Source organism: Desulfoglaeba alkanexedens ALDC, from assembly GCF_005377625.1.
Classification (GTDB): Bacteria; Desulfobacterota; Syntrophobacteria; order Syntrophobacterales; family DSM-9756; genus Desulfoglaeba; species Desulfoglaeba alkanexedens.
In genome coordinates this window covers 846,728-872,001 of the sequence record NZ_CP040098.1, presented here as the reverse complement: position 1 = coordinate 872,001, position 25,274 = coordinate 846,728, and the positions used below count along the sequence as shown (strand labels likewise).

Sequence of the window (25,274 nt, the reverse complement as noted above, 5' to 3'; positions counted from 1 at the left end):
TGAGAGGGAAAGAATCGTCATGATGAAATGGGTCTTATTCACCCCCGAGCTGTATTACTTGCTGATGGCGGGAGTCTTTTTCTGGTGCTCGATCCAGCGGCATCTGAACGTGAGGCGGCTGTACGTGTGGGCCGTGGTGCTTTCGGGGGTGGGGCTCGTGGTCGCCGTGGCGGCGGCCCGGTGCGAAGGGACCCTTTTCTTCGATTCGTACCGGGTGGATCTGTTCAGCCAGGTGTTCAAGATCTTTCTGGCCCTCGGAATGTTCTGGGTGGTGGTGGTCTGCAGTGAACTGAAGGGGATCGACGCCCGGCGGCACGCGGAGTTTTTCTTCCTGCTCGCCGTCTGCACGGTGGCCATGATGATGCTGGTGAGCGCGGTGGAGCTGCTCACCATCTACATTGCGCTGGAGTTGTCTTCGTATTCGCTTTACCTGCTGGTTCCCATGCGACGCCGGGCGGACGAGTTCGTGGAAACGGGTGTGAAGTATTTCATGATCGGATCCACGGCGTCGGCCTTCATGATTTTCGGTTTCAGTTACCTGTTCGGGATCACCGGAACCACCTACGTGGCGGAAATCATGGCTAGACTGCCCGGGCTGTTTCATGAGCCGGCGGCGGTTATCGGCCTGGTGCTGGCCCTGGGCGGGTTTTTCTTCAAACAGGCCCTGTTTCCGTTCCACATGTGGGCTCCCGATGTCTACCAGGGCGCGGCCAACCAGGTGACCACCTACATCGCTACGACCTCCAAGATAGCGGCTGCGGCCATGGTGATCCGTTTCATCGGGTTCGCCGGGGAGGGGACGGAAGCCTTCGTCATGCTCCTCATGGTGCTTTCCGTCGTTTCCATGACCTTCGGAAACCTGGTGGCCATCATCCAGAAGGATGTGAAGCGGCTGCTGGCCTATTCCAGCATCGCCCATGCCGGGTACATGCTGGTGGGGATCCTTTCCATGACTCCGCGTGGGTACGCGAGCGCCGTCTATTACGCGCTGGCATACCTCATCATGAACTTCGCCTGCTTCATGGTGATCCTGAAAGTGGCCGACGACGGACACAACCTGCAGATCAAGGAACTGGCGGGGCTGCACAAGCGCTCGCCCCTCCTTGCCATGACGCTCATGCTGGGTCTTTTTGGGCTGGCGGGCATTCCGCCCACGGTGGGGTTCACTGGAAAGTTCTTCGTGTTCGCCGCCGCCTTGGAAAAGGGTTACCTGCTGCTGGTCATCATCGCGATGATCAACGCGACGATTTCGCTGTACTACTACTTGATCGTGATCAAGGCGGCCTATCTGCTGGAACCCGTGAGGGAATACGGGCCGGTGAGGGTGGACCGCTGGACGCGGTCGCTCAGCATCGTCTTAGTGATCCTCATGATCTACGTGGGCATCTTCCCCGACAAGTTCGTGCTGCTGGCGGAAGCGGCGGCTGCGGCATTGCGGTAGCCGCCGGGGGCGGCGGCACGATCCTCCGGGACCTGGCCCGGACGAAGCTCAAAGAAAGACGGATGACGACATGCTGGAACGTCTGAGAGACCTGACGCGGGAAATCAAGGGAAAGGGGCTGACGCCGTTCGGAAGGAAGGATGAGTCTGGACCGGTGGGGGCGGCGCCTCAGGAGACGAAGAAGCGGAAAGCCGGGCCCTTTTGCGATCCAGATGCCAAACGGCCGTGCCTCACGGTGTGCCGGCCGACGGAAGGATGCACCTGCGATGCGGGAGCGTTGCGGGAGGCGCTGGTGGAGTCCATCGACCGGGCGGGGTTGCCCGTGGAAGTTGGATATGCCAAGACCGGCTGTGGTGGGCGCTGCCTTTCGGGTCCCTTCATTGGGTTCCCTCAGAAAGGGTTCTTCTATCTGCGTGTGCCGCCGGAGGCGGCCGATGAGGTGGTCCGGGAGACATTGGTTCGGGGACGGCTTTTGTTTCCTTTTCTATCAATCAGTCCGAACCGATCCTATCGATCGGATATCCTCTTTGAGCGAGAAACCGGGCTTTTGGCCGGCATCGACGACCACGTGTGCATGGTGGATGTGGCCAGGTATTTTCTGGATTTCGAGGAAGGATTGTCCTGCGGCAAGTGCGTTCCCTGCCGGCTGGGGATGAAGCGCATGTGGGAAAGCGTACATCGGATAGTCGTGGGAAACGGCACCCTCGAGGACCTCAATCAGATCCGGGTTCTGGGTGAGGCCATGATCCAGGCGGCGTACTGTGAATTCGCCATGGCGAGCACGCGGCCGGTCATGAGTGCCGTCACGTATTTCGAGGATGAGTTCCTGGCGCACATTGAAGATCAGCGTTGCCCCGCGGGTGTGTGCGAGGAACTGGTGGCCATCCAGAGAAAAAAGGCTTTCAGGGAGCGGATGGCGCCCAAGGCGAAGAAGAAAAGAAAGTGACGAAGGTTCCAGGCGGTGCGGGGTCCGGGCTGAAGCGTGCGTCGGGTCATGCGCCGGCCATTTGTTCGAGCGGCACCACGAACCCATGTGAATGTTTTTCGAGAGGGAAGAGGGGTCATGGCGAAGATCACGTTGAAGATCAATGGCCAGGAAGTGCAGGTAGAAGAAGGATCCACCATCCTGGAGGCGGCCCGGCTGGCGGGCGTTTATATTCCCACGCTCTGCTACCATCCTTGCCTGCCGCTGGAGGAGGCGTGCCGCGTCTGCGTGGTGGAAGAGGTGCGCCGAGGGTGGTCCACGCTGGTGGCGGCCTGTGTCTTCCCTGTCCGCCAGGGTATGGTGATCGAGACCGACTCGGAAAAGGTCCGGGAAGCGCGAAAGACGATCCTGGAGCTTCTGCTGTCCGACCATCCCAACGCATGTATGACCTGCCAGGCTGCGGGGGAATGTGAGCTGCAGGATCTGGCCTACCGGTACCGGGTCAAGCCGGAGGTGTTTGAAGGCGAACGGCACAAGTACCCCGAGGATTCCGACCCCAATCCTTACCTGCACATCGACATGAACAAGTGTGTGCTTTGCAGGCGGTGTATCCGGGCGTGCCACGAGATCCAGGGCGCCGATGTCTGGACCAAGGTGGGCCGCGGATTCAACCAGAGGATTTCCACGGCTTTCGATCTGCCGCTGGAGGAAGCCGGGTGCGAGTTGTGCGGGATGTGTGCGGATTTCTGCCCCGTGGACGCCATCGGTTGGCGGGCCGGCCGCTACCAGGTGCGTGCCTGGCAGCTGGCAAGCGGCAGCACGGTCTGTCTCCAGTGCCCTATGGGTTGCCTGGCGCGCTACGACACCCATGAAGGAAAGATCGTCCGGGTTCGCGGCGATTTTCGATCACCCGCCAGTGGCGGCGCTCTGTGCAAGCGGGGGCGGTTCAATATCGATTTCATCAGTTCGGCTGACCGGTTGACGGCGGCACAGATCCTCGGCGACGACGGAAAGCTCAAGCCCGTTTCGGTGGACGAGGCGTTGCAGGACGCCGCGCGAAGACTCAAGGCCGTCTGCAAGGAAAGCGGCGGATCCGCGGTCGCCGTACTCACCGGCGGGATGCTCACCAACGAAGAATACTACCTCGCGCAGAAACTCGCCCGGGCGGCGCTGGGAACGAACAGTGTGGACAACGTGGGCGGCCCCTGGCAGCTTCCGCTCTATGAAGGCCTTTCGTCGAGCCTGGGTCTCGGAGCCATGACCCATCCCTTGGACGATATCGCGCAGGCGAAATCCATTCTGGTTCTGGGGTCCGACACGCTGGAAAGGCATGCGATCGCGGCGATCCGAGCGCGCAAGGCGGCGCGGGAAGGAGCGAGCCTGATCGTCGCTCATCCTCAGCCCGTAGGGCTCGTCAAGACCGCCGACCTCCATCTGGCCGTTTCCGAAGGGTCCGAAGCGGCGCTCGTTTGCGGCTTCATCAAGGTGGTCCTGGACGAAAAACTCTACGACGAAGCCTTCGTTGCCGAAAGAACCCAGGATTTCGAGAAGCTCGTGCGAAGCGTGGAAAAGGTGGAACTGGAAGATGTGGCGGGGAAGACGGGACTTTCCACGGAAGCCATCCAAGACGCGGCCCGCCTCTACGCTTCGAAAAAACCCGCCTGTCTTATCTACGGCGGGGACATGTCCCGGGAACCGGCCGACGAGACGTTTTTCCGGATGTGCGCAGGCCTGCAGCTCCTCCTGGGCGCGGTTGGTACGCCGGGTGCGGGGCTTGCGGCCATGGGCGTTACGGGAAACGCTCAGGGAGCGGCGGACTTCGGCGCATGGCCCAAGTACCTGCCGGGCTATCGGCCGGTGACCCAGGCGGCGGCCAGGAAGGTGGCTTCCAATCTTTGGGGCGTGGAGGTTCCCGGGGACGCCGGTTTGAGTTGGCCCGAGATGTTCGAGGCCGCCGAAAAGGGCAGCCTCAAGGCCCTGTTGCTGGTGGGAGTGGATCCCTTTGACCTGGGGCTTCCGGCGCGAAGCGTTGAAAGCGCCCTCTCCAAGCTCCAGTGCCTGGTCGTCCAGGACTGTGTCGCGACGAAGGCGCTGAATTACGCCCACGTGGTCCTCCCGGGCGCCGCCTTCGTGGAAAAGGACGGTACGGCGGTCAACTGCGAGCGGCGGGTGCAGAGACTTTCGAAGGTCATAGATCCTCCGGGTGATGCACGAACGGATTTCGAACTGCTCAACGCCCTTTTGGGGGCATTCGACGCGTCGCTGGCGGTGGCCGGGCCGGCGGCGGCCTTTGGAGAAGGTGTTCAGTTGCACAGGGATTTCGGCGCCCTGTCGTGGGAAGCGATTCCTGTGGAAGGCGTGCAATGGCCCGTTTCGAGCGAAGGGGAAGGGCTCGTACGCCTGGCGGTTCCCAATGGAGAGAAACCGGTTTTCAAGTTCTTCGCCGCACGCTGTTAGGCGGCCGGCGCCCGCAAGGCGCCTGCCGAGACGTCGGGCCGGGGACCTCCGGAAAGGGGGTCCCTTTTTTCGTTTTTGACAAAAGATCGAGCCGCTTGTAGTTATCATCCCAGCCGTGAAATCCAGGGGAGCCGCCGGGTGGAAAAGCCCGGCGGTGGGTCCGGCCTTCCGCCGTCTCGATGCAATTCGGCTTGACGCCTTCGGGAGAATAGTGTTGGGGAACACCAGTCACGAGGATCGTCTGGCCTGGCTCCGGTTGAAGCTCACCCCGGGATTGGGCAACCGGTCCATCCTCCGACTGATCCGGCGGTTCGGTTCGCCGGTGGCCGCCGTGAAGGCTTCCCGGGTGCAGCTGGACGGGATCAGCGGCATTCAAGAGCGAGCCAAGCAGGCTCTGGCTCGGGGTGAGGTCAGCCGACCTCCCGAGAGAGAATGGGAGGATCTGCAGGCCATGGGGGCCGAGCTGATCTGCCTCGGCGATGAAAGTTATCCGGCCAATCTCAAGGAGATAGCTGATCCGCCGGCGGTGCTCTTCGTCAGAGGCAAGTTGGAACCGCGAGACCTGGTGGCGGTGGCGGTGGTGGGTTCCCGGGCCGCGTCGGCGGTTGGGATGGCGTTCACTGAGCGGCTTTGCCGGGAACTGGCCGGGTATGGGGTGACGGTGGTGAGCGGCCTGGCGGTGGGCATCGACGCCGCTGCTCACCGCGGGGCCCTCAACGCGAGGGGAAGGACGCTGGGGGTTCTGGGATGCGGGCTGGACGTGGGTTACCCGCAGGCCAACCGTACGCTGAAGGAAAACATCGTGGCGTCTGGTGCCGTCATGACCGAGTTCCCCCTGGGAACGCCTCCCCTGGCCGGCCATTTCCCGCAACGGAACCGGATCATCAGCGGCCTGGCCCTGGGGGTGGTCGTGGTGGAAGCCGCCCAACGAAGCGGATCGCTCATCACGGCACGAGCGGCCCTGGAGCAGGGGCGGGAGGTCTTCGCCGTTCCCGGGACGGCGAGAAACCGGCGAAGCGCCGGACCTCACCGGTTGCTCCGGGAAGGTGCGAAATTGGTGGAATGCGCGGAAGACATCCTCGAAGAGCTCCGCCCGCATCTGGTTCGGCGGGGCGGTCCGGACCTCCCGGCGTCGGCGCCGACGCCGGCCGATACTCCGTCCGGCGGGCCGTGTGATGTGACATCCGAGGAGACGACAGTGCTTGGCTGTCTGGACGAGCAGCCGCTTCAGATCGACCAGATCTGTCGCAGGCTGCAGTGGCCGGCGGCCAGAGTGACCGCTCTTTTGCTGTCGCTCGAACTGAAGGGGCTTGTGCGGCAGCTTCCCGGCAAGTACTTTGTCCGCCCCTGAATGCCTGTGGATCCTGGGGAACCGGTTTTAAGTGTTCCGGGGTGGGTGCCGACTGATTATATGGAGAAAAACGTTTTGCGAGGGTTGGATGAGCAAGTCGCTGCTGATCGTTGAAAGTCCTACGAAAGCCCGGACACTCAACCGGTATCTGGGCAAGAACTTCGTGGTCAAGGCCTCCGTGGGTCATGTGAAGGATTTGCCGGAAACCAAGCTGGGCATCGATATCGAAAACCAGTTTCGGCCGGAATACCAGGTCATCCGCGGTAAGAAGAAGGTGCTCAAGGAACTGAAAGACGCCGCTGAGAAAGCCGATGCCATCTACCTGGGCCCGGACCCGGACCGCGAAGGGGAAGCCATCGCCTGGCACATCGCCGAAGAATTGGACACAGGCCACAAGCCGGTCCACCGGGTGCTCTTCTACGAACTGACCCACAAGGCGATCCAGGAGGCGCTGAAGAAGCCGGAGCCTCTCAACCGATCCTTGTACGACGCGCAGCAGGCCAGGCGCATCCTCGACCGCCTGGTGGGATATCTGATTTCCCCGCTCCTGTGGGAAAAAGTGAAGCGGGGGCTGAGCGCAGGGCGGGTGCAATCGGTGGCCCTGCGACTGGTCTGTGAACGCGAAAGAGAAATCCAGCGCTTCGTCCCCGAAGAATACTGGACCGTTACGGCGCGCATGGCGGCGCAGGAAAAGGAAACGGTCGAGGGGGAGAAGGGGGAGCCGAAACCCTTCGAAGCGCGCCTGTGGAGGTGCCGCAGAAAGAAGTGCGAACTGGGAAACGAAGAGGAGACACGCGCTCTTGTCGAGATCCTCAAGGGGCTCTCGTACCAGGTTGCGTCGGTCGAACGGAAGAAGCGCCTTCGAAAGCCGGCGCCTCCTTTCATCACGAGCACCCTGCAGCAGGAGGCGGCCCGGAAGCTCCGTTTCACCGCGAAACGCACCATGAGTATCGCGCAGCGGCTGTATGAAGGCGTGGAACTGGGCGACGAGGGCGCGGTGGGACTCATCACCTACATGAGGACCGATTCCACGCGGCTTTCGGAGGAAGCGGTGAACGCGGCCCGTGAATACATCGGCGAACGCTGGGGGAGCCGCTACCTGCCCGGGAATCCCGTGATCTACAAGGCCAAGGGCAGCGCCCAGGACGCTCACGAGGCCATTCGGCCCACGGACGTGCGGCGCACTCCGGAAGCTGTGGCTCCGTTCCTCCCCAAGGAGCAGTTGGCGCTCTATTCGCTGATCTGGAGCCGCTTCGTGGCCTGCCAAATGGCTTCCGCGCAGCTGGCCCAGACCACCATCGACATCTCGGGAGGCGACTTTATCTTCCGGGTGACCGGGTCCATCATCGAGTTTCCGGGTTTCATGGTGCTTTACGTGGAAGGCCGGGACGACGATGGAGAAGAAAAGGAAGGGGAGGCGATCCTTCCTGAACTCCAGGTGGGCCAGGCCGTGGACCTGCTGGAGTTGCTGCCGAAGCAGCACTTCACCCAGCCGCCGCCCCGCTTTACGGAAGCGACTCTGATCAAGGAGCTGGAGGAGCGCGGGGTGGGGCGGCCGAGCACCTATGCGGCCATCCTTTCCACCATCATCGACCGGCAGTACGTTTCGCTGGCGCGGCAGAGGCTTCATCCCACAGAACTGGGACTCATCATCAATGATCTTTTGGTGAAGCATTTTTCCGAAGTGGTCGATGTGGATTTTACGGCCAGGATGGAAAAGAACCTGGACGAGGTGGAACAGGGACGGCACCCGTCTCAGCAGCTGCTCGTGGAGTTCTACGACAGGTTCAGCAAGACGCTGGCGGCTGCGGCCTCCAAGATGCAGAACCTGAGGACCGAGGGGTTGGTCACCGGCTTGGATTGCCCGCGATGCGGGCGCCCGCTGCTCATCAAATTCAGTCGCAACGGGCCGTTCGTCACCTGCAGCGGATACCCCGAGTGCACGTTCAGTTCCAACTACGAGCGGGACGAAAAGGGCGGGGTGAGACTCCTGGAAGACACGGTATCCGGGGAGGTGTGCGACAAGTGCGGTCGGCCCATGGTCGTGCGGCGCGGCCGCTACGGTGAATTCCTGGCCTGCAGCGGCTATCCCGAGTGCAAGAACACGCGGCCGGTGAGTACGGGGATACCATGTCCGCGGGAAGGCTGCGAAGGCGAGCTCGTCGAACGGATGAGCAAGAAGGGGCGGAAGTTTTTCGGATGCAACAAGTACCCGGAGTGCAAGATGGTGTTCTGGGATCTTCCGGTCCGGAGGACCTGTCCTCAATGCGGGTCGCCCGTCATGATCGAAAAGAACACCAAGAAAGAAGGCAAAAAGTGGATCTGCCCGCGTCCCGGCTGCGGCTACCAGGCGAAAGAATGAAGGTGCAGATCTTTTGCTTCTTGTTCCCAAGCTCCAGCTTGGGAACACAACTGTGCAGAAGCTGCAGCTTCGGTGAGCCCGTTCCCAAGCTGGAGCTTGGGAACGAGGGGGAAGACCACTTCGAGATCCTGGCGAGATCCATAGGAAGACAGCGCGTTTCAGCTCTAGCAGGAGGGAAGCTGGAGCTTCCCGGGCAGGGCGTTCCCAAGCTGGAGCTTGGGAACGAGGGGAATCGCGCCGGCGCCATGACGGAACACCAGGCGGATCCCGTGTAGGAGCCGGCTTGCCGGCGATCCGGGTCAACGGGGCGTTGCCGGTTTTACGGGTCGCGGGCAAGCCCGCTCCTACCGATAACGGGAAATCGCGCCGGCGCCATGACGGAACACCGGGCGAAAGAATGAAGGGGATGGAAAGAAGAGATCGATGAACGATCCCGGGGTTTTCACGAATGTGGCGGTTTTCCTCTTCGGGTGCTGCATGGGGAGCTTTTTCAATGTGGCGATCCATCGCCTGCCGCGTGAGGAGTCCCTGGTGAAGCCGGGGTCGCGGTGTCCTTCCTGCGGCCATGCCGTCGCCTTTTACGACAATGTTCCGATTCTCAGCTGGCTTTGGCTGCGGGGACGCTGCCGCCGTTGCAAGTCACCCATCTCCGTGCGATATCCGGTGGTCGAAGGGCTGACCGGCCTGGTTACGCTGGCACTCTTCCTGTCGCAGGGATGGGGTGTCCCGTTCGTGGTTCTTTTGGTGTTCGTGTATGCCCTGATCGTGATTGCGTTCATCGACCTGGACACCTACCTGATTCCGGACGTGCTGTCGCTCACCGGGATCGCCGTGGGGTTCCTGGGTTCTCTGGTCAGCCCTCATCTGAGCTGGTCGGATTCCCTGATCGGCATCCTCTTCGGCGGGGGAATCCTCTACCTGGTGGCCTGGGCCTACCGGGTGATCCGTCACCAGGACGGTATGGGAGGCGGGGATATCAAGCTTCTCGCCATGATCGGGGCCTTCATCGGCTGGACGGGAGTGGTTTTCACCCTTTTTGCGGCGTCCGTCGCGGGGGCGCTGGCGGGTGTGGCGGTGATGCTCAAGACCCGCCAGGGCATGGAGGCCAGGGTTCCGTTCGGTCCGTTCCTGGCCCTGGGTGCCCTCGGCTACGTGCTCGGCGGGGAAGCCTTGGTGGGCTGGTACTGGGGGCGTTTTTGAGCGGGTCGCTCCCGAGCCCTCGGTGAAGCCGCGGTTCAGCGGAGGCCTCATGACCGGGAAAAGGTTTTTCGTTGAGCCGTTGCCGTCCGGGGAACCGGGTTCCGAAACCGTTGTTCGAGGTCCGGCGGCCCATCATATGGCACGGGTGATGCGGTTGCGGGCCGGGGACTCGGTGATCCTGCAGGACGGCCGCGGCGGCGCCCGCGAGGCGATCCTCGCGTGGGTGGGAGCTTCCGAAGTCGGTTTGACCCTGGGCCGGGCCGTCTTCGAAAGGCGGGAAGGCTTTGTTCCCATCACCCTGGCACTGGCGTATGCCAAGTCCGACCGGCTCGATCTCGCTGTGCGGCAGGCTGTGGAACTGGGCGCAGCCCGCGTGGACTTCTTTCGAGCGGCCCGCAGCCAGTACGCGCTGGATGCCTCGAGAGGCCGCAGGCGGTTGGATCGGTGGAAACGGATCGCGGAAGAAGCTCTATGCCAGTGCGGCTGGAACTGGCTGCCCGAACTGCAGCTTCACGACCGCTTGGAGACCTGGTTGGAAACCCTGGGAAACGCCACCGAATCGCTCAAGCTCGTGGCCCTGGAAAAGCGCGCCGCCCGGGATCTTCTGGAAACCTGGAACCGGTTTCGGTCGATTTCGGCGCTGGTTCTGGCGGTAGGGCCGGAAGGCGGCTGGAGCGATGAAGAAGCCGGATTGTTTCGAGCGGCCGGGTTCCACGAGGTCGGACTGGGACCACGGATCCTCAGAGTGGAAACGGCGGCGACCGTCTTTTTGGCCGCAGCGCAGATGCTTTGGGGGGACCTGGTCGATCGCAGCCGACGGGACGTGGAACGGTTCAGGCGGTCGTAGGCGTATCGAGGAGGAGTATCACCGGGTCGGCAAGGACTGCGAAGATGTCGCCTTGAGGGGTATGCCATCATGAAGTGCATCAAGTGCGGTTACACGAGTTTCGATCATCTTTCCGAGTGCAAGAAGTGCGGGACCAATCTTTCTGACGCCCGTGAGAGCCTCAACCTGCCGGCCATGGAACCGTCGGTCCCGTTTCTGCTCGGTGCCCTGTTGGATGGGCGCGAGTCCACCGGGTCTGGAGAACATGAACCGGCTGCCGTCGAAGCACAGGCCGACGTGATCGAAAGCATCGATATGCTCAGCCTGGATTCCCCGGAGACGGAAGAGCTGACCCTGGAGTTGATCGACGAGGAAGACGAGGGGCCTTCTGGTAAGGGTGTTTCCAGGGACGGAACCGTACCGGGGGACGTCGCCCTTTCTCGGCAAGGAGTCAAGCCGGCGAAAAAGGAGAGTTTGAGACCCGCCAGGGAAGAGACGCCGCCTTCGGCCGAGTCGGCCGGACCGGCGATGGGAGAAAAGGCGGACGAGGCGGAACCACTTGCCTTGGAACTGGACGAAACGGCACTGGATTCACTGCGTGAGGAACTGGAAGCCGTGGACGAGCTGATCGTCCAGATTGATGAACCGAGCGGTGAAACGGACACGCAGGCGGGGTCCGCGGAAGAGGCCGGGGAGGCCGTCGAGCTCGACCTGGACGAGGATTCCCTGGTGCTTACCGAAGACGACGAACTGGAATGGCTGGATGTCAATGAAGTTCTGGAGGTGATTCCGGAAGAGGAGGCGGAAGAGGCTTCGGCCGATGCGGCGGAGGCCATCGAGCTGGAACTGAGTGAAGAGGACCTGGAGGGCCTGGTTCTGGAACTGGGCGACGATCTGGAGGAAGCGGAACGCGACCCCAAAGAATGACCGGTCAGGAGGTGGTGCGCCATTGTGGGAGCGGCGCCCTCGCCGCGATGAGATCGCGGTGACTGATTTTTTCCTCTCGTTCCCAAGCTGGAGCTTGGGAACGAGAGGAAAGAATGACGGTGCGCCACACCCGCCTTTCGAGGGAGCCCCGGACGGGCGGGCTTGAAGATACGCCCGCTTCGGCGCCGAAGGGCCGGGGAGAAAACCCTTGACAACAACCGGGCGATTGGATAACGTTCGCTTCGTTTTTCGGCGAGGTAGCTCAGTCGGTAGAGCAGTGGACTGAAAATCCTCGTGTCCCCAGTTCGATTCTGGGCCTCGCCACCACCATGTTATCCTTCAATGCGTCTTCGGGGCCAAAAGCCCCGAACTCCGAGCGAAGCCCGCTACCCGCGGGCTTTGCTTTTATGGAGTGCAGCCCGCATGATGGAACCGCGCATCCAAAAGGTCGAGCATTTCCCGCCGGAGGAATTGTGTGCGCGGATGCGGCACGTCACATTGCTCAAGCGCCCCGAAATCCTGGTCTACCGCCAGGCGGATGTCTCGCTGAAGGAAATACCCACGAGCGATCTCCATCCGGCCCAACGCTACGTGCTCGTCCAGGAGCTCCAGAAGGTGCGGTGGTTGAAGTGGGCATTGACGCACTTCGGCCACGACCTCTTCCGCTTGAACGGGTATGTGAAGGTGTGGCTGCGGGGAGCGGACGGGCCCATGGATGTCCTGCCGCCGGTCGTGGAGGAATCCCGCGAGGCCAACGGGCGAACCGTGAACCTCATCAACGACGGCATGCACCGCCTTTACCTGGCTTATCTCGAATGGGTGACCCCCCAAGTGATTTTCGTGAAGGGCGTCCCCGAAGACCTGCCTTACTATGCCTTCCCGAACCCGCGCCAGTGGGACGATATCGCAATCGTGGACGAACTGCCCGAAGGCTACATCAAGAAGTGGCACCGCATACCCGATTACCACAGCCTGTACCGGAACTTCAATTCGGCCTTCGACAACGTGGGAGCTCCCCGCGGCCGGTTCACCAGGGCCGAGCCCCAATGATGCCAAGGGAATGAATCGACCCGACTAGGGTCTTCGGCCCCAGTGCTCCAGGGCCAGCTCGATGAGGCGGTCCAAAAGGGCCGAGAAGGTCAGCCCGGCGGCGGCGGCGGCCTGCGGAAAGAGGCTCGTGCGGGTCATGCCGGGGATGGTGTTGGTCTCAAGGACGTAAACGGCGCCGCTTTCGGTCGCGATCATGTCGGTCCGGCTGTAGCCCCGGCAGCAGAGGGCCTGATGCGCGCGCCGCGCGTAGTCCTGGGCGATTTGCGTGATTTCGGCGGACAGCCGTGCCGGGCAGATCTCCCGAGTCGCCCCCGGCGTGTACTTCGCCTCGTGGTCGAAGAACTCGAAGGCTTCCCCCGGGATGATTTCGACCAGGGGGAGGGCCTCCAGTCGGTCGTTGCCCAACACGCCGCCGGTGATTTCCGTTCCCTTGATGTATCGCTCGACCAGGCAGCGGCGATCGTAACGCCAGGCCGTGGTCAGGGCGCCTTCCAGGGCGTCTTCCGAACGGGCTATGCTGAGGCCGATGCTGGATCCTTCGTGCTCCGGTTTGACCACCACCGGATATCCCGACTTTCGGGCAAACGTGTAGGCGGCGTCCGGGCCCGATGCCTCGTCGGCGATCACGTAATCGGCAACGGGAAGCCCCGCTTGCTGGTACAGCGCTTTGCTCATGATCTTGTTCATGGCCAGGGCGCTGCCCAGCACGCCGCTTCCCTGGTAGGGAATGCCCAGGGATTCCAGAAAGCCCTGAATGGTGCCGTCTTCCCCCAGCCGGCCGTGGAGGAGGACAAGGGCCACATCGATGTCCGAAGCCTCCCGGGCCAGTCGTACCAGGTCGTCGCGGGGATCGTACCGGCGGATATCGTAACGGGCCTTGTCCAGCGCCGAAAACACCTGGTCGCCGCTGCTGAGCGATACGTCCCGTTCCGCCGACTTGCCGCCCGCCAGGAGCGCCACGCACAGCTTTCTCTTCTTTTCCATGTTGCTCCGTTCCTTGTTGCGGGAATCCCTTTTCCGGTCAGGCCCACCCCTTCGACCTTGTTCCCAAGCTGTACCTTCCACCTTGTTCCCAAGCTCCAGCTTGGGAACACAAGTGTGCAGAAGCTCCAGCTTCGATTCCCATGATGCCGTTTCCAAGCCAGAGCTTGGCAACGAGGCGAAAATTCTATTTCCCCTCCCCTTGTGGGAAGGGATTAAGGGGAGGGGGAATGTAATCGATTGACATACGTTAATTTTCTCACCCTCACCCCAACCCTCTCCCATCAAGGGAGAGGGGGATTTTTTGACCTTGTTCCCAAGCTGTACCTTCCACCTTGTTCCCAAGCTCCAGCTTGGGAACACAAGTGTGCAGAAGCTCCAGCTTCGATTCCCATGATGCCGTTTCCAAGCCAGAGCTTGGCAACGAGGCGAAACGGAAGACCGGGCGGCCCCCCGTAGGAGCCGGCTTGCCGGCGATCAGGGTCAACGGGGCACCGCCTCTTTTGCGAATCGCGGCGAAGGCCGCTCCTACAGGGATTTCGGTCGCGGCCAAGCCCGCTCCTACAGGAACAAGGAACCTCATCGGGGCCCGACCTTCACGAGTTTGTTTTTGGACTCCCCTTTCCAAGGTCGGAGGACGGCGGGCCGCAGGCCGCCTCGAAGGCTTCCGGGAGCGTTGTGAAGAGGAAGTCGGGTTCCACGGGGAGGCCGCGAAAGAGGGTGCGCTCCAACTCGCGGTAAAGGCAAAGCCGTTGCCGCAGCAGGTCCTTTTGCGCGCTGGTCCGCCCGTAGCGATCGATCAAGTCTTCGAAGCGTTCCTCGAGCGTCACGTACTGGTCGTGTCTCACCCGCTTGTCCGCATAGTTCACGATGAGCGATTCCGTGACGGGGCCGCGGATATCTTCTTCCGTCAGCGAAATGTGTTGTTCCACTATGGGGGCGACGGCGTGAAACCCCCATTGCCTCACCAATGCAGCGCCGACGCTGGCGTGGTTGCACTTTTGGGCGAGGCAGATCCCCTTGGCGATATCGTGGAGGAGCCCCCCGGCTTCGATCAGCGGCAGGTTCAGCCGCGGGTGGCTCCGGGACGCGAGCCGGGCCAACCGGCAGGCGGCGTCGGCCACCAGGATGCTGTGCCTTCGAATGTTCTGCGGGAGTTCGACTGCCTCCATCAGTTCCAGGCATTCGCTTCGAGACGGAATACGCATGATTTTTTCCCCGCGAGTCCGGGCGTCATTTGCCCAATTCGGCTCATAGTCGCAGAAACAGGCGCTGAGTTCAAGAGGGCGTCCGAAGTCCGGGCGTCGAGGTCCGCGAGCGCTCAACAGCTAACATTGTGAAAGTCATCCGGAAAGTGTCTTGCCCCGGAGCGTTAGGGGCGCCCGTGGGTCTGTCCGACGAATTCCTGCGAAAAGAAGAGAAAGGAGGAGTTCCCGCCGGCACGAATCGGCGGCGCGTTCCCGCAACCTCCTCTAAGAGGTTGAACTTTGCGCGAAAAGGCCGCCATCCAAAAATCAGTCAGGGTCAAGTAGTTAGGTGAAGAGCGTCCATAACATCCGTGCATTGCACGCAAAATCGAAGCTTCCCTTTCGTTTCGGCACCGTAGAGAAACTGCCGAAATCGCCTTTGACGGCGGAGCGGCCCGACGGTATTCAGGGGTCAACTTCAAGGATATTGTGCGACTGGGGGCTTCATTCTGGAAAGTGGCACAAGCCGAACCACAGCCTCGTTCTGATCCTTACATCGACCTTTGGAAGCATGAGTGACGTTGCGACGGCGACCCGGAGCGCGCTCGCAAACCATCCGGATTTCCCTTCCCCTGAGCACCCGAGGATCCGTTGCGCTCTGCGGGTTCGATAGGGGGCCAAACCACGTTGTTGTTCCGAGAGGTGAGGCTTCAGTATGGTCCAGGAATGGCAGCAGATCAAAGAGGAACTGAAATCGGGGCTTTCCAGAGGCCAGTACGATCTTTGGGTTTCGACGCTCGACTGTTTGGGCTGCGACGACGACCAGCTCGTTTTGGGCTGCAAGAACTGGCTGCACGTGGAATGGGTTCGTGGGAAAATTCACGACCGGCTGCTCCAGGCCGCCGCCGCTCGGTTTCCCGAAGTTCGCGGAATCCGCTACAAGATCATCGCTTCGGACCCCTTGCAGGTGGAAGAGGCGGAGCCGGAGACGGATTTGGGGCCCCGGCAGATTTCTTTCGCGGACGTGGCGCCGGAGCACAGGCCGCTCTTCAACCCGCGCTTTACCTTCGACCAGTTCGTGGTGGGCCAGAGCAACCAGTTCGCCTATGCCACGTGCCGTGCCATCGCCGGCGATCAGCCCTTTTTCAACCAGTCCATCTACCTGGTGGCGAATCCGGGGCTGGGAAAGAGTCATCTGGCCCATGCGGTGGGAAACCTGTTCTTTTCGGAACGGTCCGGCACCCGGGTCCATTATGTGACCTCCGAGCAGTTCGCCAACGAAATGATCGGGGCGCTCAAGCAGGATCGAATCGAAGGTTTCAAGCGCAAGTACCGGGAAAACTGCGACGTTCTCCTTCTCGAAAAAATCGAGTTTTTCAGCGGGAAGCGCAAGATCCAGGACGAACTGGTATACACCCTGGATGAACTCCTGGACCGCGGAAAGAAGATCGTCTGCACCGGAAACGCATCCCCGAAGGACATCCCCAAGCTCAATTCGGAATTGAGATCCCGTTTGAGCGGCGTTCTGGTGGCTCCCATCGAGCCGCCGGACTTTCACACGCGGGTGGCGATCGTCAGAAAGAAGGCGGCGTACGAAAATGTGAAACTGCCGGCTGAAGTGGCGGAGTTCCTCGCCGACCAGGTGACCTCCGACGTGAGGCAGCTGGAGAGTTGCCTCATCGGCGTGATGGCAAAGAGCAATATCCTGGGCGTCCCCATATCTCTGGCGCTGGCTCAGGAAGTGAGCCAGGCGCTCTTGGACAGCCTCCCCAATCTCGGCATGGAAAATATTGTGCAAACGGTGTGTTCCACCTTCGGCGTCACGCCGAACGATCTGCGTTCACGGGCGCGCGGCAAGCAACTGTCCCAAGCCCGGCACGTGGCCATGTACCTTTGCCGGCAGTACACGTCGGAATCGTTGGCGAGTATTGCCCGGGCTTTCGGCCGAAGCCACAGCACGGTGCTGTATGCGGTCAGGCGGATGCAGCAGGAACTGGACGGAAAGAACGCTTCCCTGAAGCGGCAGGTGGACTACATCAGTAGAAGACTGGAGACGGGCTGCCTGTTCCCATAGAAGCGAAAGGGGCACTTGGAGCCGGCCGGCGCGCCCGCCGCGGATGCCCCGGGTTCAGTCGCCGGCGTTGATCTTGTCCCGCAAGACGCCGGAACACTTGAACGTCACCACCCGGCGGGGCGCCAACAGGATGGGCTCTCCCGTCTGCGGGTTCCTGCCCCTCCGCTGGTTTTTTTCCTTCACGCTGAACTTGCCGAAACCACTGATCAGAACATCTTCCCCGTTTTCCAGGGTCTGCTTGACTATTTCAAAGAGGGTTTCCACGATCTGCGCTGACTCGGCCTTGGTGAACAGGTTTTCCGCAAAGAGCTTTTCCACGATGTGAGCCTTGGTCAGGGTCATGACCGCGTCCTTTCCTTTTCCTTGGTTGACCTCGAAGCTTTCCGGGAAGAGCCTGAAGCATGGACGGCCCTTTTCTGGATCCGGCGGCGATCGAAGGCCTTGGTCGGCTTCGCCGCCACAGCCGCTCTCATCCCCGCCACCGGCACAGATAATCGATAATGCTCTGTTTTTCAACAAAAAAATGGGATTTCCCCGGGCGCGGAAATCCCATTTCGGTTTCGGATTTGGTGGCGGTGCAGGGCTTCGAACCCCGGACTCTGCGGATATGAGCCGCATGCTCTGACCAACTGAGCTACACCGCCGGTGAATGCGAAAACCTAAAGGATTCGGTGGTGGGTGTCAATCGAAAAATCCCTGGGGCGCTGCCGGCAAGGCGATTGACAAGGGACCGCGCTTTCAGTTAAATGGCTTTAATCCACGGATGCAAAGGGCTCTTCTCCAAACGATTCCCGCCTCCCGCCCCCGGAACAGCAATCGCCGGGCGGGATTCTTCGAAACAGCTGACAGGAGTTGCCGGTTGCCCCCATGTATGAGGTGAAAATCATCAGCGAGTTCTCAGCGGCGCACCATTTGAGGCATTTCCGCGGAAAATGCGAGAACCTTCACGGTCACAACTGGAAAGTCGAAGTGGTGGTCAGGGGGAGTTGCCTGGATGAGAGCGGGATGCTCATTGACTTCGGCGTGGTCAAGCAAATCACCCGCGAGATCCTCGGCGGCCTGGATCACCGGTACCTGAACGATCTGCCGGCGTTCAAGGAAAGAAATCCATCTTCGGAAAACATCGCCGAACATCTCTTCGAGGGACTCTCCGAAAGGATCAACAATGACCATCGGTGGGTGTACTGTGTTTCGGCATGGGAATCCAAAGATGCGTGTGCCACCTACTGGAATGATCGCCGATAGGCGGGAACGGAAGGAGTGGGGTATGGGCGTTCGAAGGGCACCGGCCGGCACTCTCGTTGCGGAATTGCTCCGCGCATCGAAATCGATCCGTGGAGGATTTTTCCTGGCGTGCGTGCTCGCCGTCATGCTGGGAACCGCGGCCGGATCCTGCTGGGCGCTGCAGCGCCATAGCCTCCAACCCGGACAGACGGCCCAGGGTTCCTCCTCCGGGCAGGGTCCTTCCGTTCCTAGCGACCACGGTGCGGCCGCGCCGGTACATGATGGGGTAAGGCCCCAGTCGGCGGTTCCGCGCGGCGGGGTTCCCATCGAGGGGGGCCGCGAGCCGAGCGCGACGGCACCGCCCACTCACGGAATGCCCGGCGAAACCGAGTCTATCCCCACGGCGCCTCCGGGAGAAGCTTTGCCCCTGGAAGCTCCGGGGATTCATGTGGGCGAGCACGAGGCGCACGGGGTGGTGCTGCCGCAGATTTCCGACATTCCGGGCGTGACCTTCGTGGAGACCATGATCCAGCTCATGCGCTATGAGCTGGACGAGCGCTTTCTCGGCTGGCGCCCCAACGATTTGATCCTGGGCCGCTTCACGGACAACGTCAACAACTACCAATTGGGAGTGCTGGAAGCCATGCGTTTCACCACGCTGCGCCTCAAGGACAGCCTGACGCGCATGGGCGAAGCGGACAGCTACGACAAGGATCTCGAGAGCGCGCTGAATCTTTTCATGAACAAGGCGACGCTCTTTTGGTTCCCGTCCGCGGAGAGTTCCTACAGCGAAGCGGTGAAGCACCTGGAAAATTTTCAGGCCAAGCTGCAGAACGGCCAGCGGTTTTTCTACTACCGTGTGGACAACCTGCTTTCGCTCATCCGAACCTACAACGATCTGCTGGGCAATGTGAACAAGACGCTCATCATCGGCACCCACGCGGACGGCTCCAAGGTGAGCTTTTTCGAGGTGGACGACTACTTCTATTACGCCAAGGGCGTGGCCCACGTGCTTTACGAAATCATGAAGGTCGTCCGCGTCGGTTACAAGGATCAGCTGATTACTCTGGACGCCGTCGACATCATGGATGAAATCCTCCACGAGCTCCATCGTGCCGAAGAAATGGATCCGTGGATCATCTTGGACGGCGATCTGGATGGATTTCTGGCCAATCATCGGGCCAACCTTAACGCTCCGCTTTCGGAAGTGGCGCACCTTTTCGGCATCTTGAGCCGCTTCTGATCGATCCTTCGGCACCCGCCGCTGATCCGCCCTTGTTCCTTCGTTCCCAAGCTGGATCTTGGGAACGGCCTCAATCCCTCTCGTTCCCAAGCTCCGGCTTGGGAACGGCCTGCCCGGGAGGCTCCGGCTTCCCTCTCGTTCCCAAGCTCCGGCTTGGGAACGGCCTGCCCGGGAGGCTCCGGCTTCCTCTCCTCATGGGAATCGAAGCTGGAGCTTCTGCACAGTTGTGTTCGCAGGCTGGAACTTGGGAACAAGGTGCAAAATCCCCCTCTCCCCCCCTCCCCTTAATCCCCTCCCACAAGGGGAGGGGAAATAGAATTTTCCCCTCGTTCCCAATCTGGAGCTTGGGAACAAGGTGGTACCCGCCGCCGCTGCGGCCGGTCTCCGGGAAACGGGGCGTGCCGAAGCGGTGTGGGCTCAGCCCCGGCTTCTTTCCCGCCTGGAATCTTCCAAGGCTTTCCTGAATTTCTTTTCCTGTTTCAGGTAATAGTCCATCTTTTCGGGTTTCTGGCTGATGGCGTGGCGAATGGCCACAAGGGCCTCCCGGTAGAGGCCGTTCACGTAATAGCATTCGGCCAGGGTGTCGAGGATGTAGGGTTCGGGCTTCAGCGTGGCCGCCTTGAGGGCCAGCTGAAGGGCTCTTTGGGGGTCGAATAGGGGTGGTGGAGCGGTTGCGTAAAGCCACGCGAGGTTGTTCAAGACTCCGGGATGCTCGGGTTCCTTTTCCATGGCCCGTTCGAGAATGATGCGGGCCTGGTCGAACCGCTTCTCTTCGATGAGCATCCCGCTGTAGGCCATGTACAGTTCCGGACTGCCGGGCTGCAGGTTCAATTGGTGTTCGAGGACTCGAAGCTGCACTTCGTGACGCCAGCTCTGAACCGTTTCGGACTCCCGAATACCGTTTCCCAGTGAGGCGATGAGGGTCACTGCGGTGATGAAAACCGCCGCCGTGCCGAAGAGCTTCCGATTGTGGCGTCGAACGAGTTCCGGGTTTTCGTAGGCTGCGGACAGAAATTCGATCCGTTCGCGGATACTGAAATGATGCCAGCTGGGCAGGTCTTCGATGTGGCCGCTTTCGATCGCGATTTTTTGAAGGGACGTGATGAGGGTGAAGGGGTGGCCGATGAGCCTCATGGCGTGGAGGTCCGCCTGGCGTTCGCTGTTTCGGAGGAAAAAACCGAAGCAATACCGAAAATAAACCACCATCATGGCTATGACGGGAACGCTGTAGACGAGGGAGAAAAGGCTCTGGCCGGAAGATTCCGACGAAAGGACCCATTGGAGAACGGGTTCCTGTTTCAGGAGCAGCAGCAGGATGATGTCGTGGTACGAAGAGGAAAGGTACGCGTAGCAAAGGAAGAGGACCAAGTAGAAGAAGGCGTGGTAGTGCCGGACGTGGCCCATTTCGTGAGCCGCCACCGCCTTCAGTTCGTCAACGGAAAGGAGCCGGAGGAGCCCCCGGGTCACAAGGATGTAGCGCAGGCGGGGGAGCACCCCCATGACCGCGGCCGTCAGGTGGTCGCCTCCGTACAGGGGCCACAGGAGGAAGTCCCCGATGTTGAACCGGTGGCATGCACAGAACCGCTTCAGTTCGTCGAGCACCGGGGACGGGGGGAGCGGTTCGCAGCCCCATAACCGGACTACCAGCCAGGGCGCGAAGCAAAGGAACAGGCTGAAGGCCAGTCCGAAAAAGAGGATCTGGCCGATTTCCGAAAGCAGGAGGTCGGGCAGGCGGACGAACTGAAGCGCGTCGGAAAGAAGGGCGATGAGCAGCCAGGGGATGAGGAGCGCGCTGTGAAAAGACAGATGGTCTTTGATGAAGGCGCCCCGCCGCGTTGTGGCGCCGTGGATCTTTTCATGGGCGGGGTGGGCCCAGAACCAGACCACGGCGAGGTGCAGCAGATACAGTCCCAGGCCGATCAGGCCGGTCAGCGTGAAAGACCTGCCGAAGCCTGGAATGGATTGGAAATACGCCTTGATGTTGAAGACGTAGACATCCAGGGCCAGGGCTCCCAGCGCGGTGACCGATAGCCTCATCTGCACGCGATGGTAAAGCACGGACGCCCAGGCAAGGGAGACGCCCCGTTCCAGCGCCCGGTTGAGAGGTTTGAAGGCCAGGTGGCAGACCAGGACGAAGAGCGCGAACACGGCCAGAACGAACGAGAGCGTCTGGATCGGAGGGCGTATGGCCTCCGTTCCAGGCTCCTGAATGGTGAACAGGAGCAGCGCCACGATGAAGGTGAGCAGTTGCCCGTACATCAATCTTTGAGGTGCGCGGCCAGGAGAGCGTCGAGTCGCTCCGCCCGGTCGCCGTGGGCTGGTTCGGGCCCTTCGAGGAAGCCCCTTCGTTGCAGCAGATGGGAAAGGTTCGCCGCCGGGTTTTCGAGGACGACTTCGAGGGCGTGTTTCATCTGATAGACTATTTCCAGGATGTCCGCCTGGTTGAGGGGAGTGGATCCCGAAAGGCGGTTTTTCACCAGAACCGACCATTGCCTGGGGAAAACGTTCGCGGCTATGGAAACGAGTCCGGAAGTGCTGGGGTACTCGAGAAACTGCCGCTCATCGCCGTCCATCAGGCTGAAGTCGCGCCTCCGGACCACGGCCCGGGCGTAATTCAGGGCCCTGTCGATGTTTCCGTGGTGGATAAGTCCCGCGATGCCGGGCAACAGGGACAGGGTTTTGAGCACCGACGTTCGAAGGTTCACGTGCCGTCCCACGGACTTGACCGCTCGGACGCGTTCCGGGTCGTTTTCGAGCATGAAGGGAACCGGGGAAAGTCGCCCGTAGTCGCGGTAAAGATCGGGCAGGCCGCGATTGCTGTGGTAGTAGAGGGGAAGGTCGAGCCAGAAAAGACCGGTTCGAACCGGCCGGTCACGGGTGAGTTTTTCCAGGGCCTCGAGAAGGGACCGTGTCGAGGGTCGGTCGCGCCCGGTGACCCGGCAAAGCACGATCTTTTCGGGGGGCAGCCGATCGACAAGAGCGGCGACGGCGGCCAGATCGGAAGGTTCCATGCCGCAGCGGCCGGGCCGGTCGCTCCAGAAGGGGGGATCCAGGAGGAATCCATCCACGTGGGGGGAGATCCATGAAAGGAAACCGTTCCAGTCCATCCGCTCCGGCGGGTCGGGTATGAACAGGCGGCAGATGAGCCCCATCACGCGCTTCTGGTTCACGGCGCCCCCTATGCAGTGAAACGGATCTGTCCCTTTCCGAGAAGGTCGTGGAGGTGAAGGATTCCCAGGACGCGCCCCCTGCCGTCCACCACGGGAAGCACGGTGATGAGGTGTCGTTCCATCACTTCCAGGGCTTCAGCTACGGATCCGTCCGGCCCCATGGATCGCGGGTCCCGCGACATGACCTCCTCAACCGTTCGGCCGCGCAGGTCGGGAAGGTTCTGAAAGGCCCGGCGCAGGTCTCCGTCCGTGAAGATACCGTCCAGGGTTCCGTCCCCGCCCAGGACAAGGGTGGCCCCCATCCGTTTGCGGTGGATTTCTTCCACGGCCTCCTGAAGGGGTGTATTGCGGTGCACCGCGGGGACCTCGGGTCCTGTGCGCATCACTTCCCGGACATTGACCTGAAGGCGCTTCCCCAGCTGACCCCCCGGATGAAAACGGCGAAAATCCTTCGGCTGAAAGTCGCGCTTCTTGATGAGAGCTACGGCCAGGGCGTCGCCCATGGCCAGCATGGCCGTGGAACTGGCCGTTGGAGCCAGCCCCAGCGGGCAGGCCTCACGGGGCACACCCGTGTAGATGGCGATGTCGCTCGTTCGAGCCAGGGTGGAATCGAGGTTTCCCGTGAAAGCGATGATTCTCGCTCCTATCCCCCTGATGCTCGGAAGGATGAAGTTCACTTCATCGGTTTCCCCGCTGTTCGACAGGGCCAGCACGATGTCTTCCCGTCGGACCATCCCAAGGTCTCCGTGCATGGCCTCCACAGGATGCAAAAAGAGCGACGGCGTGCCGGTGCTGCTCAATGTGGCCACGATCTTTCGGCCCACGATACCTGATTTTCCCACGCCGGAGACGATGACCCTTCCCGGAGTGCCGTAAATCCAGTCGACGGCTTCGGCGAAGCGCTCATCCAGGTGCTCCGCCAGGTAGAGGAGTCCTTCCGCCTCGATCTGGAGGACGTTTCGGGCGATGCGCAGGGCTTCCTGGTGCGAGGGGTCTTCCTTCCTTTGCTCCGGTGAAAACATCGGCGCGCTGTCCATCTTCATGGTTTCCGTTGCCACCCGAGGGGGTTTGTTCATCGCGGCGAGGGCACCGCTCCCACAGGAATCCGCATGTCATCTCTAGAGAAGCTCTTAAAATGTTAGTAGCGTAGAAAATAATAGACCTAATATTTGATGCCAAATTCTATTTCCCCTCCCCTTGTGGGAGGGGATTAAGGGGAGGGGAATGTAACTGATTGACATGCGTAAATTTTCTCACCCTCACCCCAACCCTCTCCCATCAAGGGAGAGGGGGATTTTTTGACCTTAGTTAACCTTTTTGATTAAGGTCTCCACTTTTGAACGCTACCAAAATGTTTCGAAACAGTCTTTGCGCACCACCACTGCGGGCGGGACGCCCGCGCTCCCAGGTTCTTGGAAGCTCTCAAAACGTTTCGAAACAGTCTTTGCGCACCACTTCTTCCAGAGGTACCGGATAGTCTCCCGTAAGGCAGGCCAAACAAAAATTGTGGTTGCGGGTGGTTGTCCCGGCCGCCTTCAGGAGTCCTTCGAGGCTCAGGTAATGGAGTGAATCCAGTCCGATGAAGTCCCGGATCTGTTCCACCGAGTGATTCGCGGCGATCAATTCGCCCTTGGTGGAAAAATCGATGCCGTACGGGCACGGATGCCGGTGCGGCGGGCAGCTCACCACCATGTGAACTTCTTTTGCGCCGGCGTCCCGGATCGTATTGATGCGGGTCCGGGTGGTGGTTCCCCGTATGATGGAATCTTCTACGATGATGACCCGTTTTCCGTTGAGCAGTTCTCTTACGGGGTTCAGCTTGATCCGCACCCCGAAGTCCCGCATGGCCTGAGTGGGCTGGATGAAGGTGCGCCCCACGTAATGATTCCGGATAATGCCCATTTCCAGAGGGATGTTGGAAGCTTCCGCAAACCCGAGTGCCGCGTAGTTTCCCGAATCGGGAAACGGCATGGTGATGTCGGCGGTGAGTGCGTTTTCGCCGGCCATGAGCCGCCCGAGCCGTTTGCGGAAGAGGTACACGTTCTGGCCGAAGATGCTGCTGTCCGGGCGCGCAAAGTAAATGAACTCGAAAATGCAGTAGGCCGGCCGCGAGACGGGAAAGGGCTTCATGGAGCGAAGACCGTGTTCGTCGATGACGACGATTTCTCCGGGTTCCACGTCGCGCACGTAGGCGGCTTCGATCAAGTCCAAGGCGCAGGTTTCCGACGCCAATACATAGGAATCGTTGAGGCGCCCGATGCACAGCGGCCGGAAGCCCTTGGGGTCCCGGGCCCCGATCAGCTTGTTCCTGGAACACATGACGATGGAGTAGGCGCCGCGCACCCGCCCCAAGGCCTTTACCAGGGCCTCTTCAAAGCCATAGCCCAGGTTCATGGCCATGAGGTGCACGATCACCTCGGTGTCCATGGTGGACTGAAAGATGCTGCCGCGCCTTTCCAGTTCGTTTCGCAGGTTCCAGGCGTTCACCAGGTTCCCGTTGTGCGCGATGGCGTAGTATTCGCCGCCGTGCATGACCACGAAGGGCTGAGCGTTGGCGATGAGTGAGGAGCCCGTGGTGGAATAGCGCACGTGCCCGATGGCCAGGTGGCCCTTGAGCTGCTTCAGGATTTCTTCCTTGAAGACTTCCGAAACCAGCCCCATGTGCTTGTAATCGCGGACTTGGCAGCCGTCGGACACACTGATTCCGGCGCTTTCCTGGCCCCGGTGCTGCAAGGCGTACAAGCCGAAATACGTGAGTTTGGCCGCCTCAGGATGTCCGTGGATGCCGAAGATGCCGCATTCTTCACGCCGGCGCGGAACGAAATGACCGATGTCTGGATATGTCATGGAGGGTTC

At 61.1% G+C, this 25,274-nt stretch carries 19 protein-coding genes and 2 tRNA genes; 13 read left to right on the top strand and 8 right to left on the bottom strand.

What is annotated here, in order from left to right; genetic code table 11:
• Positions 1–19: 19 nt before the first annotated feature.
• The 10 genes from FDQ92_RS04195 (at position 20) to FDQ92_RS04150 (ending at position 12,539) form a co-directional block, all read left to right on the top strand.
• Positions 20–1,441 carry an NADH-quinone oxidoreductase subunit N gene (locus tag FDQ92_RS04195; RefSeq protein WP_137423415.1) on the top strand — a complete coding sequence of 474 codons (1,422 nt, stop codon included), beginning with the start codon at positions 20–22 and terminating at the stop codon, positions 1,439–1,441.
• A gap of 70 nt (positions 1,442–1,511) precedes the next feature.
• Positions 1,512–2,387, top strand: coding sequence for a (2Fe-2S) ferredoxin domain-containing protein (locus FDQ92_RS04190; RefSeq protein ID WP_137423414.1), 876 nt, complete (start codon positions 1,512–1,514; stop codon positions 2,385–2,387).
• A gap of 117 nt (positions 2,388–2,504) precedes the next feature.
• Complete coding sequence (locus tag FDQ92_RS04185) at positions 2,505–4,823, top strand: molybdopterin-dependent oxidoreductase (protein ID WP_170180180.1); 2,319 nt, start codon at positions 2,505–2,507, stop codon at positions 4,821–4,823.
• Between the two features lie 214 nt (positions 4,824–5,037).
• Positions 5,038–6,174 carry a DNA-processing protein DprA gene (gene dprA / locus FDQ92_RS04180; RefSeq protein ID WP_211341365.1) on the top strand — a complete coding sequence of 379 codons (1,137 nt, stop codon included), beginning with the start codon at positions 5,038–5,040 and terminating at the stop codon, positions 6,172–6,174.
• Between the two features lie 88 nt (positions 6,175–6,262).
• Positions 6,263–8,536, top strand: coding sequence for a type I DNA topoisomerase (topA, locus tag FDQ92_RS04175; protein WP_137423412.1), 2,274 nt, complete (start codon positions 6,263–6,265; stop codon positions 8,534–8,536).
• 423 nt (positions 8,537–8,959) lie between these two features.
• Positions 8,960–9,736 (top strand): prepilin peptidase, encoded by a 777-nt coding sequence (locus FDQ92_RS04170; RefSeq protein ID WP_137423411.1) that lies wholly within the window; start codon positions 8,960–8,962, stop codon positions 9,734–9,736.
• A 49-nt stretch (positions 9,737–9,785) separates the two neighbouring features.
• Positions 9,786–10,583 carry an RsmE family RNA methyltransferase gene (locus FDQ92_RS04165; RefSeq protein ID WP_137423410.1) on the top strand — a complete coding sequence of 266 codons (798 nt, stop codon included), beginning with the start codon at positions 9,786–9,788 and terminating at the stop codon, positions 10,581–10,583.
• Between the two features lie 69 nt (positions 10,584–10,652).
• Positions 10,653–11,489 carry a hypothetical protein gene (locus FDQ92_RS04160; protein ID WP_137423409.1) on the top strand — a complete coding sequence of 279 codons (837 nt, stop codon included), beginning with the start codon at positions 10,653–10,655 and terminating at the stop codon, positions 11,487–11,489.
• A gap of 251 nt (positions 11,490–11,740) precedes the next feature.
• Positions 11,741–11,816 (top strand) — tRNA-Phe (locus FDQ92_RS04155).
• Positions 11,817–11,912: 96 nt separating this feature from the next.
• Complete coding sequence (locus FDQ92_RS04150) at positions 11,913–12,539, top strand: hypothetical protein (protein ID WP_246041828.1); 627 nt, start codon at positions 11,913–11,915, stop codon at positions 12,537–12,539.
• Positions 12,540–12,563: 24 nt separating this feature from the next.
• On the opposite strand, the gene FDQ92_RS04145 is transcribed toward FDQ92_RS04150, so the two are convergent.
• Complete coding sequence (locus tag FDQ92_RS04145; protein WP_137423408.1) at positions 12,564–13,523, bottom strand: D-alanine--D-alanine ligase family protein; 960 nt, start codon at positions 13,521–13,523, stop codon at positions 12,564–12,566.
• Between the two features lie 593 nt (positions 13,524–14,116).
• Complete coding sequence (locus FDQ92_RS04140) at positions 14,117–14,728, bottom strand: HDIG domain-containing metalloprotein (protein WP_137423407.1); 612 nt, start codon at positions 14,726–14,728, stop codon at positions 14,117–14,119.
• Between the two features lie 694 nt (positions 14,729–15,422).
• Here FDQ92_RS04140 and dnaA point away from each other — a divergent pair.
• Positions 15,423–16,781, top strand: coding sequence for a chromosomal replication initiator protein DnaA (gene dnaA, locus FDQ92_RS04135; protein WP_137423406.1), 1,359 nt, complete (start codon positions 15,423–15,425; stop codon positions 16,779–16,781).
• A 54-nt stretch (positions 16,782–16,835) separates the two neighbouring features.
• On the opposite strand, the gene FDQ92_RS04130 is transcribed toward dnaA, so the two are convergent.
• Positions 16,836–17,123 (bottom strand): integration host factor subunit alpha, encoded by a 288-nt coding sequence (locus tag FDQ92_RS04130; RefSeq protein ID WP_137423405.1) that lies wholly within the window; start codon positions 17,121–17,123, stop codon positions 16,836–16,838.
• A 225-nt stretch (positions 17,124–17,348) separates the two neighbouring features.
• Positions 17,349–17,425 (bottom strand) — tRNA-Met (locus FDQ92_RS04125).
• A 223-nt stretch (positions 17,426–17,648) separates the two neighbouring features.
• Here FDQ92_RS04125 and queD point away from each other — a divergent pair.
• Together queD and FDQ92_RS04115 are read left to right on the top strand one after the other, a co-directional pair.
• On the top strand, positions 17,649–18,026 hold the full coding sequence (gene queD / locus FDQ92_RS04120) for a 6-carboxytetrahydropterin synthase QueD (RefSeq protein WP_137423404.1): 378 nt from the start codon (positions 17,649–17,651) through the stop codon (positions 18,024–18,026).
• Between the two features lie 22 nt (positions 18,027–18,048).
• Positions 18,049–19,248, top strand: coding sequence for a DUF2333 family protein (locus tag FDQ92_RS04115; protein WP_170180179.1), 1,200 nt, complete (start codon positions 18,049–18,051; stop codon positions 19,246–19,248).
• 417 nt (positions 19,249–19,665) lie between these two features.
• On the opposite strand, the gene FDQ92_RS04110 is transcribed toward FDQ92_RS04115, so the two are convergent.
• The 4 genes from FDQ92_RS04110 to purF all read right to left on the bottom strand — a co-directional run bounded on the left by FDQ92_RS04110 (position 19,666) and on the right by purF (position 25,265).
• Complete coding sequence (locus tag FDQ92_RS04110) at positions 19,666–21,507, bottom strand: M48 family metallopeptidase (protein WP_170180178.1); 1,842 nt, start codon at positions 21,505–21,507, stop codon at positions 19,666–19,668.
• Complete coding sequence (locus FDQ92_RS15160) at positions 21,507–22,418, bottom strand: beta/alpha barrel domain-containing protein (RefSeq protein WP_170180177.1); 912 nt, start codon at positions 22,416–22,418, stop codon at positions 21,507–21,509. The genes FDQ92_RS04110 and FDQ92_RS15160 overlap by 1 nt, the downstream gene beginning before the upstream one ends.
• Positions 22,419–22,426: 8 nt before the next feature.
• A complete protein-coding gene (locus FDQ92_RS04105; protein ID WP_246041827.1) occupies positions 22,427–23,494 on the bottom strand; it encodes a KpsF/GutQ family sugar-phosphate isomerase in 1,068 nt (355 codons plus the stop codon).
• Positions 23,495–23,840: 346 nt separating this feature from the next.
• Positions 23,841–25,265: an amidophosphoribosyltransferase gene (purF, locus tag FDQ92_RS04100; protein WP_137423401.1), complete on the bottom strand. Its 1,425-nt coding sequence runs from the start codon at positions 25,263–25,265 to the stop codon at positions 23,841–23,843.
• Positions 25,266–25,274 lie beyond the last annotated feature (9 nt).

What these genes read in the sequence shown, in the direction of transcription:
- FDQ92_RS04195 (WP_137423415.1), top strand. Translation starts at nt 20, where the DNA reads ATGATGAAATGGGTCTTATTCACCCCCGAGCTGTATTACTTGCTGATG.
- FDQ92_RS04190 (WP_137423414.1), top strand. Translation starts at nt 1,512, where the DNA reads ATGCTGGAACGTCTGAGAGACCTGACGCGGGAAATCAAGGGAAAGGGG.
- FDQ92_RS04185 (WP_170180180.1), top strand. Translation starts at nt 2,505, where the DNA reads ATGGCGAAGATCACGTTGAAGATCAATGGCCAGGAAGTGCAGGTAGAA.
- topA (WP_137423412.1), top strand. Translation starts at nt 6,263, where the DNA reads ATGAGCAAGTCGCTGCTGATCGTTGAAAGTCCTACGAAAGCCCGGACA.
- FDQ92_RS04170 (WP_137423411.1), top strand. Translation starts at nt 8,960, where the DNA reads ATGAACGATCCCGGGGTTTTCACGAATGTGGCGGTTTTCCTCTTCGGG.
- FDQ92_RS04165 (WP_137423410.1), top strand. Translation starts at nt 9,786, where the DNA reads ATGACCGGGAAAAGGTTTTTCGTTGAGCCGTTGCCGTCCGGGGAACCG.
- FDQ92_RS04160 (WP_137423409.1), top strand. Translation starts at nt 10,653, where the DNA reads ATGAAGTGCATCAAGTGCGGTTACACGAGTTTCGATCATCTTTCCGAG.
- FDQ92_RS04150 (WP_246041828.1), top strand. Translation starts at nt 11,913, where the DNA reads ATGATGGAACCGCGCATCCAAAAGGTCGAGCATTTCCCGCCGGAGGAA.
- FDQ92_RS04145 (WP_137423408.1), bottom strand. Translation starts at nt 13,523, where the DNA reads ATGGAAAAGAAGAGAAAGCTGTGCGTGGCGCTCCTGGCGGGCGGCAAG.
- FDQ92_RS04140 (WP_137423407.1), bottom strand. Translation starts at nt 14,728, where the DNA reads ATGCGTATTCCGTCTCGAAGCGAATGCCTGGAACTGATGGAGGCAGTC.
- dnaA (WP_137423406.1), top strand. Translation starts at nt 15,423, where the DNA reads ATGGTCCAGGAATGGCAGCAGATCAAAGAGGAACTGAAATCGGGGCTT.
- FDQ92_RS04130 (WP_137423405.1), bottom strand. Translation starts at nt 17,123, where the DNA reads ATGACCCTGACCAAGGCTCACATCGTGGAAAAGCTCTTTGCGGAAAAC.
- queD (WP_137423404.1), top strand. Translation starts at nt 17,649, where the DNA reads ATGTATGAGGTGAAAATCATCAGCGAGTTCTCAGCGGCGCACCATTTG.
- FDQ92_RS04115 (WP_170180179.1), top strand. Translation starts at nt 18,049, where the DNA reads ATGGGCGTTCGAAGGGCACCGGCCGGCACTCTCGTTGCGGAATTGCTC.
- FDQ92_RS04110 (WP_170180178.1), bottom strand. Translation starts at nt 21,507, where the DNA reads ATGTACGGGCAACTGCTCACCTTCATCGTGGCGCTGCTCCTGTTCACC.
- FDQ92_RS04105 (WP_246041827.1), bottom strand. Translation starts at nt 23,494, where the DNA reads ATGAACAAACCCCCTCGGGTGGCAACGGAAACCATGAAGATGGACAGC.
- purF (WP_137423401.1), bottom strand. Translation starts at nt 25,265, where the DNA reads ATGACATATCCAGACATCGGTCATTTCGTTCCGCGCCGGCGTGAAGAA.